Source organism: Pseudomonas sp. YQ_6, from assembly GCF_043103245.1.
In the GTDB taxonomy this organism is placed as follows: domain Bacteria; phylum Pseudomonadota; class Gammaproteobacteria; order Pseudomonadales; family Pseudomonadaceae; genus Aquipseudomonas; species Aquipseudomonas alloputida.
In genome coordinates this window covers 85,994-100,167 of the sequence record NZ_JBICJR010000056.1, presented here as the reverse complement: position 1 = coordinate 100,167, position 14,174 = coordinate 85,994, and the positions used below count along the sequence as shown (strand labels likewise).

At 60.5% G+C, this 14,174-nt stretch carries 11 protein-coding genes; 4 read left to right on the top strand and 7 right to left on the bottom strand.

Annotation, left to right across the window (positions count from 1 at the left end):
- Window positions 1–2 precede the first annotated feature (2 nt).
- A complete protein-coding gene (locus tag ACF8FG_RS19830; RefSeq protein WP_014590564.1) occupies window positions 3–1,124 on the bottom strand; it encodes a muconate cycloisomerase family protein in 1,122 nt (373 codons plus the stop codon).
- Window positions 1,125–1,259: 135 nt separating this feature from the next.
- Here ACF8FG_RS19830 and catR point away from each other — a divergent pair, with 135 nt between their 5' ends.
- From catR to ACF8FG_RS19810, 4 genes are all read left to right on the top strand, one after another.
- Entirely contained in the window at window positions 1,260–2,132 is an 873-nt protein-coding gene (catR, locus tag ACF8FG_RS19825; RefSeq protein ID WP_014590563.1) for an HTH-type transcriptional regulator CatR, read from the top strand.
- Window positions 2,133–2,358: 226 nt separating this feature from the next.
- A complete protein-coding gene (locus ACF8FG_RS19820; RefSeq protein ID WP_014590562.1) occupies window positions 2,359–2,682 on the top strand; it encodes a hypothetical protein in 324 nt (107 codons plus the stop codon).
- 72 nt (window positions 2,683–2,754) lie between these two features.
- Complete coding sequence (locus ACF8FG_RS19815; RefSeq protein WP_076402919.1) at window positions 2,755–6,495, top strand: hypothetical protein; 3,741 nt, start codon at window positions 2,755–2,757, stop codon at window positions 6,493–6,495.
- A 122-nt stretch (window positions 6,496–6,617) separates the two neighbouring features.
- The gene (locus ACF8FG_RS19810; protein ID WP_041166920.1) at window positions 6,618–7,349 is read left to right on the top strand and encodes a hypothetical protein; all 732 of its coding nucleotides are present in this window, start codon (window positions 6,618–6,620) and stop codon (window positions 7,347–7,349) included.
- Window positions 7,350–7,394: 45 nt separating this feature from the next.
- Here the strand turns inward: ACF8FG_RS19810 and ACF8FG_RS19805 are convergent, their stop codons facing one another.
- The 6 genes from ACF8FG_RS19805 to ACF8FG_RS19780 form a co-directional block, all read right to left on the bottom strand.
- Window positions 7,395–8,825, bottom strand: a complete 1,431-nt coding sequence (locus tag ACF8FG_RS19805; RefSeq protein WP_158284462.1) for a tetratricopeptide repeat protein — start codon at window positions 8,823–8,825, stop codon at window positions 7,395–7,397.
- A complete protein-coding gene (locus ACF8FG_RS19800) occupies window positions 8,822–9,484 on the bottom strand; it encodes a hypothetical protein (protein WP_148236304.1) in 663 nt (220 codons plus the stop codon). The genes ACF8FG_RS19805 and ACF8FG_RS19800 overlap by 4 nt, the downstream gene beginning before the upstream one ends.
- Before the next feature lie 194 nt (window positions 9,485–9,678).
- Window positions 9,679–10,527, bottom strand: coding sequence for a helix-turn-helix transcriptional regulator (locus ACF8FG_RS19795; RefSeq protein ID WP_318081761.1), 849 nt, complete (start codon window positions 10,525–10,527; stop codon window positions 9,679–9,681).
- 53 nt (window positions 10,528–10,580) lie between these two features.
- The gene (locus ACF8FG_RS19790; RefSeq protein WP_019438334.1) at window positions 10,581–11,993 is read right to left on the bottom strand and encodes an aminotransferase; all 1,413 of its coding nucleotides are present in this window, start codon (window positions 11,991–11,993) and stop codon (window positions 10,581–10,583) included.
- Window positions 11,994–12,027: 34 nt separating this feature from the next.
- Window positions 12,028–13,131: a polyamine ABC transporter substrate-binding protein gene (locus ACF8FG_RS19785; RefSeq protein WP_019438335.1), complete on the bottom strand. Its 1,104-nt coding sequence runs from the start codon at window positions 13,129–13,131 to the stop codon at window positions 12,028–12,030.
- A 255-nt stretch (window positions 13,132–13,386) separates the two neighbouring features.
- On the bottom strand, window positions 13,387–14,088 hold the full coding sequence (locus ACF8FG_RS19780; RefSeq protein ID WP_014590556.1) for an NAD(P)H-dependent oxidoreductase: 702 nt from the start codon (window positions 14,086–14,088) through the stop codon (window positions 13,387–13,389).
- Window positions 14,089–14,174 lie beyond the last annotated feature (86 nt).

Below are 14,174 nucleotides of genomic sequence, written 5' to 3'. Positions count from 1 at the left end.
GATCAGCGACGGGCGAAGCGCGCCAGGCGCTGTTCGTCCAACGTCAGGCCCAGGCCTGGGGTGTGGGGGATGTGCAGCTGGAAGTCGCGGTATTGCGGCGGTTCGTTGACGATCTCCTCGGTCAGCAGCAGCGGCCCGAACAACTCCGTACCCCAGGTGAGCTGGCGCAGGGTGAGGAATGCATGGGCCGAAGCCAGGGTGCCGATCGAGCCTTCGAGCATGGTGCCGCCGTACAAGGCGATGCCAGCGGCCTCGGCGATCTGTGCAGTGCGCAGCACCGCGCGCGGGCCACCATTCTTGGCGATTTTCAGGGCGAAGATGCTGGCGGCGCCGTCGGCGGCCAGGCTGAAGGCGTCCTCGACGCTTTCGATCGACTCATCGGCCATGATCGGTGCCGGGCTGCGCTGGTTCAGGCGGACCTGGCCACCGCGGTTGATACGCGAAATCGGCTGCTCGATCAGGTCGATGCCATTGTCGCCCAATACCTGGCAGGCGCGGATGGCCTGGGACTCGTCCCAGTACTGGTTGACGTCGACCCGCACGCTGGCGCTGTCACCCAGCTCGCGCTTGATCGCGACCACGTGCTTGAGGTCCTGCGCCACCGGGTTGGCGCCGATTTTCAGCTTGAACACCCGGTGCCGGCGAATGTCCAGCATGTGCTGAGCTTCGGCGATGTCGCGGGCGGTGTCGCCGCTGGCCAGGGTCCAGGCCACCTCCAGGCTGTCACGTACGCGGCCACCCAGCAGTTCGCTGACCGGCAGGCCCAGGCGTTTGCCCTGGGCGTCGAGCAAGGCGCTTTCGAGGCCGGACTTGGCGAAGGTGTTGCCCTTGGCCAGCTTGTCCAGCTTGAGCATGGCGGCATTGATGTTGTCTGCCGGCAGGCCGATCAGCGCCGGGGCGAGGTACGCGTCGATGTTGGCCTTGATGCCTTCGGGGCTTTCGTAGCCATACGCCAGGCCACCGATGGTGGTGGCTTCACCGATGCCTTCCACGCCATCACTGCAGCGCAGTCGCAATACCACCAGGGTCTGCTGCTGCATGGTGTGCATCGCCAGCTTGTGCGGGCGAATGGTTGGGAGATCGACGATAATTGCATCTATGTGTTCAATCAGCGCGCTTGTCATTGTTGCCAGGTCCCGTCAGGTCGGGCTTCCAGTCGCAGGCCCGTGTGATGCGTTTACTTGATTGTTGAAGGATTGCGCGAGACCCTGACGACCGTCCAATATCAAATGAATCTCCCACCATACCCTGGAGGTCTGATGGAGCTGCGCCACCTGCGTTACTTCAAAGTCTTGGCCGAGACCCTGAACTTCACCCGCGCCGCCGAGCTGCTGCACATCGCCCAGCCACCCCTGAGCCGGCAGATCAGCCAGCTGGAGGACCAGCTCGGCACCCTGCTGGTGGTGCGCGAACGTCCGCTGCGGCTGACCGAAGCCGGCCGCTTCTTCTACGAGCAGACCTGCACCGTGCTGCAGCAGTTGCAGAACATCAGCGACAACACCCGCCGCATCGGCCAGGGCCAACGCCAGTGGCTGGGCATCGGCTTTGCGCCCTCTACCCTGTACACCGTGCTGCCGGAGCTGATCCGCGAACTGCGCCAGGACAGCGAGCTGGAACTGGGCCTGAACGAGATGACCACCTTGCAACAGGTGGAGGCGCTGAAAAGCGGGCGTATCGACATTGGCTTCGGGCGCATTCGCATCGACGACCCGGTGATTCACCAGCAGGTGCTGTGCGAGGACCCGCTGGTGGCCGTGCTGCCCAAGGGCCACCCCCTGGCGGGCAGCCCCCTCACTCTGGCCCAGCTGGCTGGCGAAGCGTTCATCCTCTACCCAGCCAATCCCCGGCCCAGCTATGCCGACCACGTGCTGGCGCTGTTCGCCCACCACGGCATGAGCATTCGTGTCAGCCAATGGGCCAACGAACTGCAGACCGCCATCGGCCTGGTAGCGGTTGGCGTCGGGGTGACCCTGGTGCCAGCATCGGTACAGCAGCAGCACCGTACCGATATCGAGTATGTCGGCCTGCTTGATAGCGGCGCCGTCAGCCCCATCATCCTCAGCCGGCGCAAGGGTGATGTAAGCCCGATCGTGCAGCGGTGCCTGGCGTTGATCGGGCAACAGGCCATATGAACACACCATGCCCCTCGCGGGCGCGCCCGCGAACACGGGCAGCGCAATTTCAAGGCTTCGGCGGTCAATGAGGTTTTGGGGCCAATGAGCTTGCAATCATTGTCAAAATGAACATGGCCATTTGCTACATCTCCCAATGCCTACTAGATTCTTTGAGCGCCGCCATCGTGTCACCAGGAAGGTGGCCCCTCATACCCGCCAATCAATGCAGAATGGAGTTCTCAGAATGGCTATCAGTGCCAAAGTTAACGCTGAATTTTTGATCGACAAGAAGACCTACGAGGCTTCGCTCACCATCCCTGACTCCGCACCCACTGCCGATAAGCCGTTCACTTTCACTGTTACCTCGAAGGGCCCTGAAGCAGGGGCGGTAGAACAGAAGCTTCTCGAAGTCGCTGTGGGTGCCACTAACCAGGTATACGTTGCAGTTGCACCACCAATGGACCTCATCTCTGATGCCATTGGCGGTGACGCCAAGGTCGTTCAGGCGCTGAACGTGGAAGTCTCCGAAGGCACCTACAAAGACGGGAAATTCGTCGTCACGCCTTGACCCCTTCTCGGTGGGGCATACTTCTGTGCCCCACCGCTTTGATTCACCAGCCTGCGGGAGGGCACCTTGCCCATGGATATCCGCATTACGGCGCACTTTGCCTGGTCGGAGATTTTTGGTGGCATGTTTGCCACCCAGAGCAAGTGCCAGCTTGACCTGTCACGTCAGTACAGCCTGATCTATGCAGACTTGGGAACAGGGTTAGCAGAGGGATGGGATGTTTTGGCCGTAATAAACAGAGCCTTCAAAACTGACCTTCCCACCGGACATCTACGGGTCAACGATGCCGGTTTTTTTACCTTCAGCCACTTCGGCGAAGGATCGCCCCCCCCTAAAACCTACCTGGATAGTATTTTCCCGCAGTCACCGGTCCCATCCAGCGTATCCGGGACCACCGCGCCGATGGACAATACCGCGGGCTTTTGGCTGACGGTTAGCCTAAAGGACATCGAGCTATTCGGTAGTCTGATTGAAATCGGCTACGACTCGCCAGCAGGCGCGGGGGACAAGCTTTCACTGTCGGCGGTGCTGTCCAAAGGGACCGTTGCCGGCACCGCAGTCAAAGAGGCCATCTATTCGGCAAGTTTGCCCAACATCCGCCTGTTCAAGATTTTCGGCTTCGAGAACGTCGAGGTCCGTTACCGCTTCAGCACTGCCAGACAGCTCGCTGTCAAAGGTTTGCTGCGTGTATCACTTTTCGATCAGAAGGAGTATCTGTTCCAAGGGGCGCTGATTTCAGACGATGTCAATAAGACGTTCTCGGCCTGCCTGCAGAGCGTCGAGCCAGACGAAAGCGTCCCCCGGCTTTTCGATGGCCAGATGCGCGGTATTTCGTTCCGGCGCCTGGTCTTCGGGGTGTTCGCCAAGTATGGCAGCACCGACGCGCAGAGAAGCATCCAGGTGCAGGGTACAGTTCAGGTCGGCTCCGCCCAGCTTACCGGGTACATCTACCTACAGAACGGCAAACCCCAGGTGGCCAGCGTCAAGGTCGACAAGACCCTGTCGATCGGCGATGTGTTCAACCAATGCATCCCCGGAGCGCTGTGGCCCACTTCCCTCATCGACATCACATTCATGGCGGGCACCGAGCTGTACTACCGCTTAGCAAGCGACAAGCAGCCTGAAAGGCTGGAGACATTCGCCTGCCCTGCCGCAGGTGAACTTCCCTCAGCCCCCCTCGCGAGCAGCATTGACTATCAGAACGGGTTCAACATCAGAGCGTTGTTCGAACTGAAGCTGGTCGAGACCCTGGAAGTGATCGGCACTATCCAGATTGGTAAGGATGGCGTCACTGCCGACATCGGCCTAGGGAAGCCCATCAACCTCTTCATCGTCACCATCGCTGCCGCGCACGCCAGCGAACCCAGCGGCGGGCCGGCCTTCGAGCTGTCCACAGTCGAGGGTAAGTCATCGATGGGGTTCGTCGGCAGCATCTGGTTCATGCAGGCGCCATTCGGTGTCGACGTCAGTGTGAAGACCATCAAGAATGCCAAGGGCAACTCACAGATCGACTGCGCGCTCACGGCCCTGTCCGATCATTCGCCGTTTCTGCCCAAGGGCACTTCCCTAGGGCTTCGATACAGCAAGGACGGAGGTTTCCAGGTCACGAACTGGCCGAGCTTCGAGTACCTGACCAAAGCCATCGACTTCATCAAGACCTTACAAGAACTGTCCAAGGAAGGCAGCCCCGGTTGCGGCAAGCTGGTCGGATTCGCATTCGAGAAGTTGCTGCAGTCAAAATTCAAGATGAGTGTCTCGTTCAGTACTCAGGAGAATGATAAGGGCGTGAACCTGCTACTCAACGGGACCTACACCCTTTCCGTCGCGGATACCTCACTCACCGCCGTGGCAATACCCTTTCCTGAGATCGTGAGCTTCCCCCTACCAAACACAATTGAGTTCTCGGAACTTGGCGACTACATAGAGCGCGCGCTTGCGTCAGCAGCAGAGTCATTTGTCCGAGGCCTGCTGAAGAACCGTGAGGCCATTGCTGCCGTCATCGGCCTGACGGCGGGCAAGGCCGCAGCGTCCTATGCGGCCACCCTTGCATGCCAGTCATTGATAGACGGCGCAGCAGCAGATGCCGTTGTTGCGACCGCGGCCGAGGCATTTGCAGCGGCCACGGCCGCCGAGGCCGGCGGCGCCGCAGCCGGAGCATTGGTGGCCGGCGCTGTAGCCGCTGTCACCAGTTTCTTCGGTGGGACTGGCACTGGCACTGGCACTGGGACTGGGACTGGGACTGGCACCGGTACCGGTACCGCGACACAGAGCCCACCCGACAATCCGCGAGTCAGCATCAGCAATCGCGTCGTTACCCTGACCTGGGGTGGAGGCCAAGGCAACGCAGGCTATCACGCGCAATTGCTCGACAGCGCTGCGAAGGTCCTGCTCGATAGACCGGGCCTAGATGGCGCCACCCGCAATAGTGCGTTCGAGTTTGACGTGCAGTGGCCGTCCGGCCCCTACAAAGCACAGGTCCAAGGTGTTCGTGGTGAATCAGCCACCGATTGGGCGGGGGCCCCATTCAATCGACTGACTGCGCCAGACCAACCACGCGCTCAACAAACCCCAGCCGTCAATGCGCCGGATTACGGCGTGCAACTGAACTGGCCTGCCGTTGCGGGTGCCTCGTCCTACGAGCTTTCAATTACCCAACCAGGAAGCGGAATCGAAAAAGAACCAATCAGGCCTGACCAGCAACAGCCCCTTCCGCCCACGACATACGCGTTCATTTTCAACGAGGCTTCGCCGGCAGGTGATTACGGTTTCAGCGTTGCGGCACAAGGCGGGAATACGTCCGTAGACAGCCCTGACAGCCAGACGCTGACACTGGTTCGTCCAGATCAGCCTCAGGAGCTGCAAGCCAGCAGTGCCGGCAGCAGCGTAGTGTTGCGCTGGCGCGCCGTGGCCCAAGTATTCCGCTACCAGGTTTTGGCCAAGAGGGAGGGATCTTCTCTTCTGGTCATCGATCTGCAAACCCGCGACGAAGGTGGCGTAGTGCATGCCGAGTTCGCCTTGGCCAGTGTGTCGAACACCCCTGTTGTCTATCATCTGCAGGTCCAGGCCCTGCCCGGCGCCGGCCAGGTCGACTACGTCGCGGGTGTGCCATCGGCTGTAGTCGACGTGACGATCACGTCTTATTCGACCGCAGCAGAAATGGCGGCAGCGCTCAACGCCCTCCATATCGAAGGCAGCCAATGCGGCACTCGGTTGCTCGCGGCGTTCCCGGCGCTCACCCCGAACACTTTGGCCAGCGCAATGGCACAAGGCGGTTACGCTGCGCAAGACACGAGCCAGGGCCTGATTGCCGTCTGGCCAAAGACTTCACCCTCGGACCTTGCCGCGGCATTGGCCTTCGCATACTCCGGCCCAGTGGACTGGGCGCGACGCATGTTCGCCCAGGGTGTTCCAGCTACTGAGTGCGCGAGTCAGCTGGTGCAGAGGTTCAAATCCCTCACGCTGAGTTCATTGGCCAATGCCCTGGCCCAAGGTGGATACACATCCTTAGAAACCAGTAAGGCACTGCTCGCTGTATGGCCGGGCACCCCCCCGCTTGAGTTGGCAGCTGCGCTTGCCCTGGCGTACCCGGACCCGGTGCAGTTTGCAGCCTCTCAGTATGCCCAAGGCATCATGGGTGAAGCGTGTGCAGTCAATCTGTTGAAAGCATTCCCCCACCTTGGCGCTGCAGAACTGGCAAGCGCTATGGCAAAAGCAGGCTACCTCGTGACAGACACGGCAACCGGACTCAGGGCTGCCTTCAGCGACATCTCGCCCGCGGAGCTATCAACTGCGCTAGTCAGCGCATATCGGTAAAGGCGGGAGCTTTTGACGCTCCTGAGCATTCATGCGCACCGCTGTATCGCTACAACGAGCAACAGGATCTACCCGTTCACATGCATCACTCACCCAGTCAGTGTCTACGAAAGGAATCCAACATGAGCATCGAGTCTTTGATCAGCATCCTGCAGTCGTTGAAACAGCAAGGCCTGAGCCCTTTAGATGCGATAAGAACCGCTCTTTCCCAGCCCCAGTCGCAGTCTCGGGCCCTTGGATCAACCGAGGACAGTACCACCGTGGCTGAAGCCGTGATTGAAGTCTTCTCCCCCCTGACCGCGACTCAGCTGGCAACCATCCTGCATTCGCTCTATCCCGCCATGACCGCACTTGAGGTCGGGACGACCATTCTCAGCCCAAAGGTTTTGCCAGCCACTCCGGCTACTGAGATGACTGAAGCACTCACGAAAGCAGGCTTCAGCGCAGAGAGCGTCAGCGATGCGGTCAACATCCTGTACCCGGTCGCCGTGACCATCCAGGCTAACCAAGCCTGGCAGGAAACTGGAGTCACATTGACAGGTCGTCAAGTCACCCTGATAACTGCGCAGGGCTCCTGGACGGCCAACCCTGCCACAGGGAAGGTAGGCCCCGCTGGCAACACTAGCTACCGCGCAAAAGAAGGCTACACGTTGCCCGGTGCATTCGAGGGGGCGTTGATCGGTCGCCTCGGGACCAACGCTCCGTTCTTGGTTGGACCGCAGATCAAATTGCCGGCAGGACAGTCTGGTCCATTGCTGCTGTGTATCAACGATGACATCAACGGGATTTATGGGGCAGGCCTAAAAGACAACCAGGGTAGTCTGCAGGTGAAGATCGAGACACAAAGCGAATGACCGAAACTGCCAGCCCGGTGCCCTCCCCAACCGGGCTCGGCAGTCTCAGTGCCCCAATGATCGGTCACGCTCGCCATAGAGCAGGGTCACATTCACCCGTTGGTTGACGTAGCCCGTGCGAAAAGCCAGTGGCGCGGTCGCGTGGAACAGGTCGGAATTGAAGATGATCGCTCTATTGCAACGGTAGGGAATGATCGCTGGGCGAGCCCCAGACTCTTCCAGGAACGCCACAATCCGGTCACCGTGCCGATTGTAGGTTTCGAAGTCCCAGTCCGGGGGCGCTTGGACGTCGTAGATCACAAGCCCTCCAGAATCGTGATCAAGATTGGCCTCGTCAGGTGTAATCCAAAAGTTCACGTTCACCGCGGCGAAGTCGGCGTGTGGGTTTGTCGCTGGCTGATCATGCTGGTACTTGAATCCCCACATCTGCAGGAGTGGGTGATGCACGCCTATCAGTTCGGGGAAGAAACGCCGAATTTCCTCTGCGACCTGCAGCAATAGCGGGCAGTTGAAGCCATCCCTGAAGAACGCCCCTAGTCGACCATGTGCATAGCGGTCGGTGTGCCAGATGGTGGATTGCAAACAGAACGCCTGCAGGAGCGCCAGCGCATCTACTGACAGAAAGTCATCGATCACGACAAGGCCCAGCGGGCTTTCCTGGTAATCCCGCTCTGCCTGGAGCAGAGCCGGGCTCAGGTTCAAGGCCCCTTCGGGCAGGCGCGGCGCGTTCAGTTGGTGGACATTCCGCCCGTAGGACGCTGGCAGTGGCGCGTCCACGACCGGTGGCTTCAAAGAATTGTCAGCTTGATCGTATCGTTGGAGAACTGCCTCATACGCGCCAATTTCCGCCACAAGCTGCGGACCAATCAGCCCATGGTCTCGCAAATAGCGTAACTGCTCGAGGTCGTGGGCCAGCTTCGCCCGCGAAGCCCTAGGAGGAACATCAGAACGCTGGGAAGTGTCGGGTTGAGATAACGTCCGCTCAACCCCGCGAGTTGCAGTGGCATAGTGCGCGGCCCACACACCCGCGTCGACAAGATCGTGAGCCCGCAATGAGGTGCTGACGAGGTTATCCAGGATTTCTGGATCGCGCGGGTACAGTTCTTCGAGCATCCTCCACATTGCTCGGGCCGAGTCATGCTGCCCTATGTAGCCATATAGTGTTGCAAGTAGAAAAGCCAAGTTAGCCCTGGCCAGGTTGAACGTTGGCTGCAGGCTGATCGCAACTTTGTAGCTCGAAATCGCATCCTCATTGCGCCCCAACTGCTGTAAGGCCCAACCAAGATTGTTGTGGCCAGCAGCCGAGTCAGGGATCTGCTGCACAATGGCGCGAAAGCAGGTCTCAGCGGCCTCATAATCCCCCTGGTCGCAGAGGCTACAGCCCTCCGCCAGTCGGACCGATATCGCCTCCTGCGAGCAGCTCTGCGGGAGGTGCCGGAGCACACCATATTTCGCAATCGGGTCTCGCACACTCACGCAAGGCCCCTGAATTGTTCCAGGTAAAGCCTCATCATCCTCGCATCATCGATAGCTTCGTTGACAGTATTCTCAACACCGTCATTCCAGTCATCACCAATCGCAGCTCTGGCTACATCGGTATCCGTGAGCGCAGCCCAGGTGGACTCGGTATCCAGAAGCCCGGTGACATCGAGTAGGCGCCGTTGCCCATTTTCCGACGCGTTGAGTAAGAAGTCGTAGTTTAGGAGCAAGCTGCTTTCGATCAATTTCCCAAGCATGCCTTGGCATTCGACGTAGCCAACATAGACCTCGCCTCCAGCAGTCGCAATCTCTAGGCCGTTGTTAGTCTCGACCCCGCCAAGAGTACGCATTTTGTAGATCTGGCCACCAGGCTGGGAGTGTTCATAAAGCCTTTGCCTGATTGAGCGCGAAGTGAACCCGCAGTAGAAGGGGAGACAAGTGCCCTGCCTGCTGTCCGTGACAAAATAGATCACATAGATGCCCGGGCTTTGTACCCCGGCATTTTGACCGGGAGACAACGACAACGCGCTCCCGCCGTAGGCCCGAATGACACCGGTAATGTTTCTGCTATCCCTTTCAGCGTCCATGACTTCGTCCTTGTAATTGCGCACCAGATTGCTCAGTTGAGCAGAGTGCTGAACGCTCAGCTTAGCCACTATAGCGCCACTAGCCAGGGCAGGCGACGAGTGACTCCAAGTAGCCAAGAAAGGCCCTCAGCCGGACATTGTTCCGCGAGGGCTGAGCAGCGAAGAAGATGCCATTGTCCTTCGAGCGGGTTGGTGCTGTGCAGTCGCTGCCGGTGCGCCTTGGGAAACGCCCGACGGCATGTACGTCAGCCATTGGGTATTGTTCACCGCGTTACGCTATGGATTTCCAGCTGATCACCGCGTAACCAGTCGATAAACCGTGCAAACAACTCCGATTGCGAGTTGATACCAAGCTTCATGTACAGGTTCTTGCGGTGCATGCGCACGGTCTCCGGCGAGATACCCAGCTCCTGCGCAGTAGATTTCACCGAGTGCCCGCGCAGGATCATGTGCGCCACTTCCCGCTCGCGGTCGGTCAGCACCTGGCAGCCAAAGCTGTCGAACGCTGCCTGCAGGCTGCCGCGCTCGGTTGATGCAGTGCCCGGTTCCAGGTTGTGCCGGGCATAGCGCACCAGCAGTTCGCGCACCATCGGCTCCAGCGCACGCAACAGGTCGACCTGCCCGGCGTTCAGACGCGTGCCGCTGCAGCCTCGGAACAGGCTCAGCGACAGCTTGCGGCCTGCGCTGATGTCGACGATGTAGTAGCTGTCTTCACTGCAACCTGTACCCAGGTAATAGGCCTTGTAGTAGTCGCTGTCGAAGAAGTTGTCGGGGGCGATTTCCTGCAGGTGGTAAAAGCCTTCGGCCAGGCCGCTTTGCACGGCAAGGCAGAAAGGGTCCAGCAGGTAGCCGGCGCTGAAATAGCGCTCCAGCACGGCAGCCCGATGCCGTTCGGGAATGCCTTGCTGGTACAGCAACTGCGGCGCCCGCCCCTGGCACTCAAGGCTGATCATCATCGACTCCACCCGCACCAACTGGCCGATGGCTGCGGCCACATACTCCAGCGCCTCGGCGGTTTCGCCATGGGCCAGGGCGCGCTGCAACGCCGCGTGCCACTGCTGCAGCGCGCCCATTGTGAGGGTAAGCGGGGTATCGGGAGAGGCCTGGGTCATGCCCGGCAGTCTAGCCTGCCAGGCACGCCCGCGCACAGCCCTTTGCGCCAGGTTCATCGGCCTTGGTACAGGCCAAGCGCCGTGAGTTCACGCGCGGTTTCGAGGATGCACTGGCGCAGGGTCTCGACGATCTCGTCCACCTGCGCATGGGTGATGATCAATGGTGGCGACATCACGTTCAGGTGCATGATCGGGCGCACCAGCAACCCTTTTTCCTGCGCTTTGCTGTGGATGCGCTCGCCGATGTTCACCTCATCGGCGAACAGTGCCTTGCTGGCCTTGTTGGCGACGAACTCGACACAGGCCATCAGCTTCATGCAGCGCACATCCCCCACCAGCGGCAGATCGCGCAGGCTCTGCAAGCGTTGCTCAAGGTAACCCCCCACGTCCTTGACATGATCGAGCAGGTGCTCGCGCTCGATGATCTCGATGTTCTTCAGCGCCGCCGTGCAGCACACCGGGTGGCCGCTGTAGGTAAAACCGTGGGTGAAGCAACGGCCCTTGCCTGGCTCGGCAATCACTTGCCAGATACGCTCGGAAAAAATACACGCACCCAGCGGCAGGTACGCCGAGGTCAGGCCTTTGGCGGTGGTGATGATGTCAGGGATGACGCCAAACAGTTCCTCGCTGGCGAAGAAGGTGCCCAGGCGCCCGAACGAGGTCACCACTTCGTCGGCGACGAACAGGATGTCGTAGGTCTGGCACAGCTGCCACATGCGCTGGAAGTACCCCTCGGGCGGAATGATCACCCCGCCCGAGCCCATGATCGGCTCGGCGAAGAATGCCGCCACGTTATCGGCACCCAGCGAGAGGATCTTGTCCTCGAACTCGGCCACCAGGAAGTCGAGGAACTCCGCCTCGTCCATGTCATCTGGCGCGCGGTACGGGTTGGGATTGGAGACGTGGTGGATCAGGTCGTGGTGGTAATCGAACTCCGGCACCCGGTCGGCGGCCTTGTTGCCAATCGACATGGTCAGGGTGGTGGAGCCATGGTAAGCGTTGTAACGGGCGATGATGTGCTTCTTGTGCGGCTTGCCTCGGCAGTTCTGGTAGTACTGGATCAGCCGGTAAGCCGTATCGACCGCGGTCGAGCCGCCCGTGGTGAGGAACACATGGTTCAGGTCACCCGGCGCCAGCTGCGCGAGCTTCTGGCACAGTTCGATGGCGACGTCGTTGGCCATGTCGGAGAACGGGTTGGAATAGGCCAGCTGGCGTACCTGGTCGGCGATGGCCACGGCCATTTCCTCACGGCCCAGACCAATGTTGGTGCACCACATGCCGCCGACGGCATCGAGGAAGCGGTTGCCGTGGGTGTCGCGAATGTAGGCGCCTTCACCGGCGACGATGTTCAACGCACCTTGCTCGCGGTGTTCGTCGAACACATGGTAGCCGTGCATGTAGTGGGCCTTGTCGGCTTCCACCAGCGGGTCGTGGGCAATGGCGAATGCTTTGCTTGGGGTGGCCATGGGCAGCTCCTTGGCGGGAATTTTTGGGCAGTGTTCAGAAACCGGTCTTGACCGTGCTCCAGACCCGGGTGATGGCGCGCATGTCCTTGGGGCTCTGGGTTTTCTGCGCGAAGAGGCGCTCACGGGTTTGTGCGTCGGGGTAGATGGCCGGGTCCTGGCGGATGTCATCACGCACCAGCGCGGTAGCGGCAGCGTTGCTGTTGGCGTAGTGGATGTAGTCGGTGACCTTGGCCATGGTCTGCGGCTGCAACAAGAACTCGATGAAACGGTGCGCGTTGGCCGCGTGCGGCGCATCCTTGGGGATGTACAGGTTGTCGAACCAGATCAGCGAACCTTCCCTGGGGATGAAGAACGACAGTTTGATGTCCTTCTTCGCTTCCACTGCGCGGGCCTGGGCGGTGGCATAGTCACCGGACCAGGTCAGCGCCAGGCAGACATCACCATTGGGCAGGCTGGTGAGATAATTCACCGAATCGAACTTGCGTATGTAGGGGCGGATGCCCAGTAACAGTTGTTCGGCCGCCTTGAGGTCGGCCGGCGACGCGCTGCGTGGGTCCTTGCCCAGGTACTGCAAGGCCAGCGGGATGACCTCGGTGGGCGCGTCCATCAGGGTGACACCGCAGTCGGCGAAGCGCGAGACGATCTTGGGGTCGAACAGCATGGCCAGCGAACCGATCGGCGCGTCGGGCATGCGCGCGGTGATCTTGTCGACGTTGTAGGTGACCCCCGAGCTGCCCCAGGTGTAGGGCGCCGAATACTTCAGGCCAGGGTCGTAGCCCTGCAGGTCGTTCACCACCTGCTGGTCGAGGTTGTGCCAACTGGGCAGTTGCTGCTTGTCCAGGGCCTGGAACACACCGGCGCTGATCAGCGGGGGTACCAGCGAGGCGTTGAGCATGACCAGATCGTAGCCGGAACGGCCGGTGAGCAGCTTGGTCTGCACGGTTTCGTAGCCATCGAAGGTGTCGTAGATGACCTTGATGCCGGTGGCCTTCTCGAAGTCGGCCAGGGTAGTTTCACCGATGTAGTCGGTCCAGTTGTACAACCGTAACGTGTTACCGCTGTCCACCTCTGCCGCCTGGGCCAGGCTGGCGCCAGACGCCAGCAGCAGACCGCCAATCACCTTCAGTACCTTGCGCATGGCAACTCCATCGTGTGAGTGCTCCGGATCGAGCCGATGGGTTCACTATCGGTGGATTGGTCCAGGGGTGACATACCCCGAATGTGTGGGTGGTCGTTTTTTGGCAGGTGGCGCTGGAAGGTTTGCAGCCCTTTCGCGACACAAGGCTGCTCCCACAAGGACGGCGCAGCCTTCGAAGCTGACGGTAATCCTGGGAGCGGCCTTGTGTCGCGAAAGGGCCGCAACGCGGCCCCAGTGTTCAGTACAGGAGAAAGGTCACGTCAGCGGGTACAACGCTTCATCGAACTGCGCCAGGCGCGGGAACACCAGTGGCTGGTCGTCCGAGAGCTGCTCCAGACGCTGCCGGTATTGCTGCAGAAAGTCCTGTCGCGCATCAGCACTGATGTACGGCACATGCCACGCCACGAACGGCGGCAGCACCTCGAACCCGACATAGGCCAGCGTGCCCCGCAGGATCGGCCGCAGCATGTCTTCCAGCGGCCCGTGAATCGCGCCGTCGCCAAACATGTGCTCTCGCCCGCCCAGGGTCACGGTCACCAGCGCCCTCTTGCCGGCCAACCCGCCCTGGTCGTAGAAGCGCTTGCCGCCATAGCACACCCCCGACACCAGCACCCGGTCGATCCAGCCCTTGAGCATGGCCGGGGCCGAGAACCAGAAGATCGGGAAGTTCAGCACCAGCAAGTCGGCCCACAACAACTTGTCCAGCTCCTGCTGGATATCCGCGGCAATGGCGCCACGCTTGACGCCCTGACGCTGCTCCAGCGCATACACGAGGTACTCGGGGTTCTCGCGCTGGGTAAAGTCATCGGCACTGGCCACCGGGTTCCAGCCCATGGCGTACAAGTCACTGACCTGCACCTGATGGCCTTGGGCGCGGAAGGTTTCCACAGCCTGGTCACGCAGGGCTGCCGTGAACGATTGCGGCTCGGGGTGAGCGTGGACGATCAGTACATTCACAAACATTCTCCTCACACAAAACAGGTTATCTTGCCGCAGTGGTTCAGCAGCGCGCGCCGTCCTCCTGGCCCGGGCGACGCGTACGC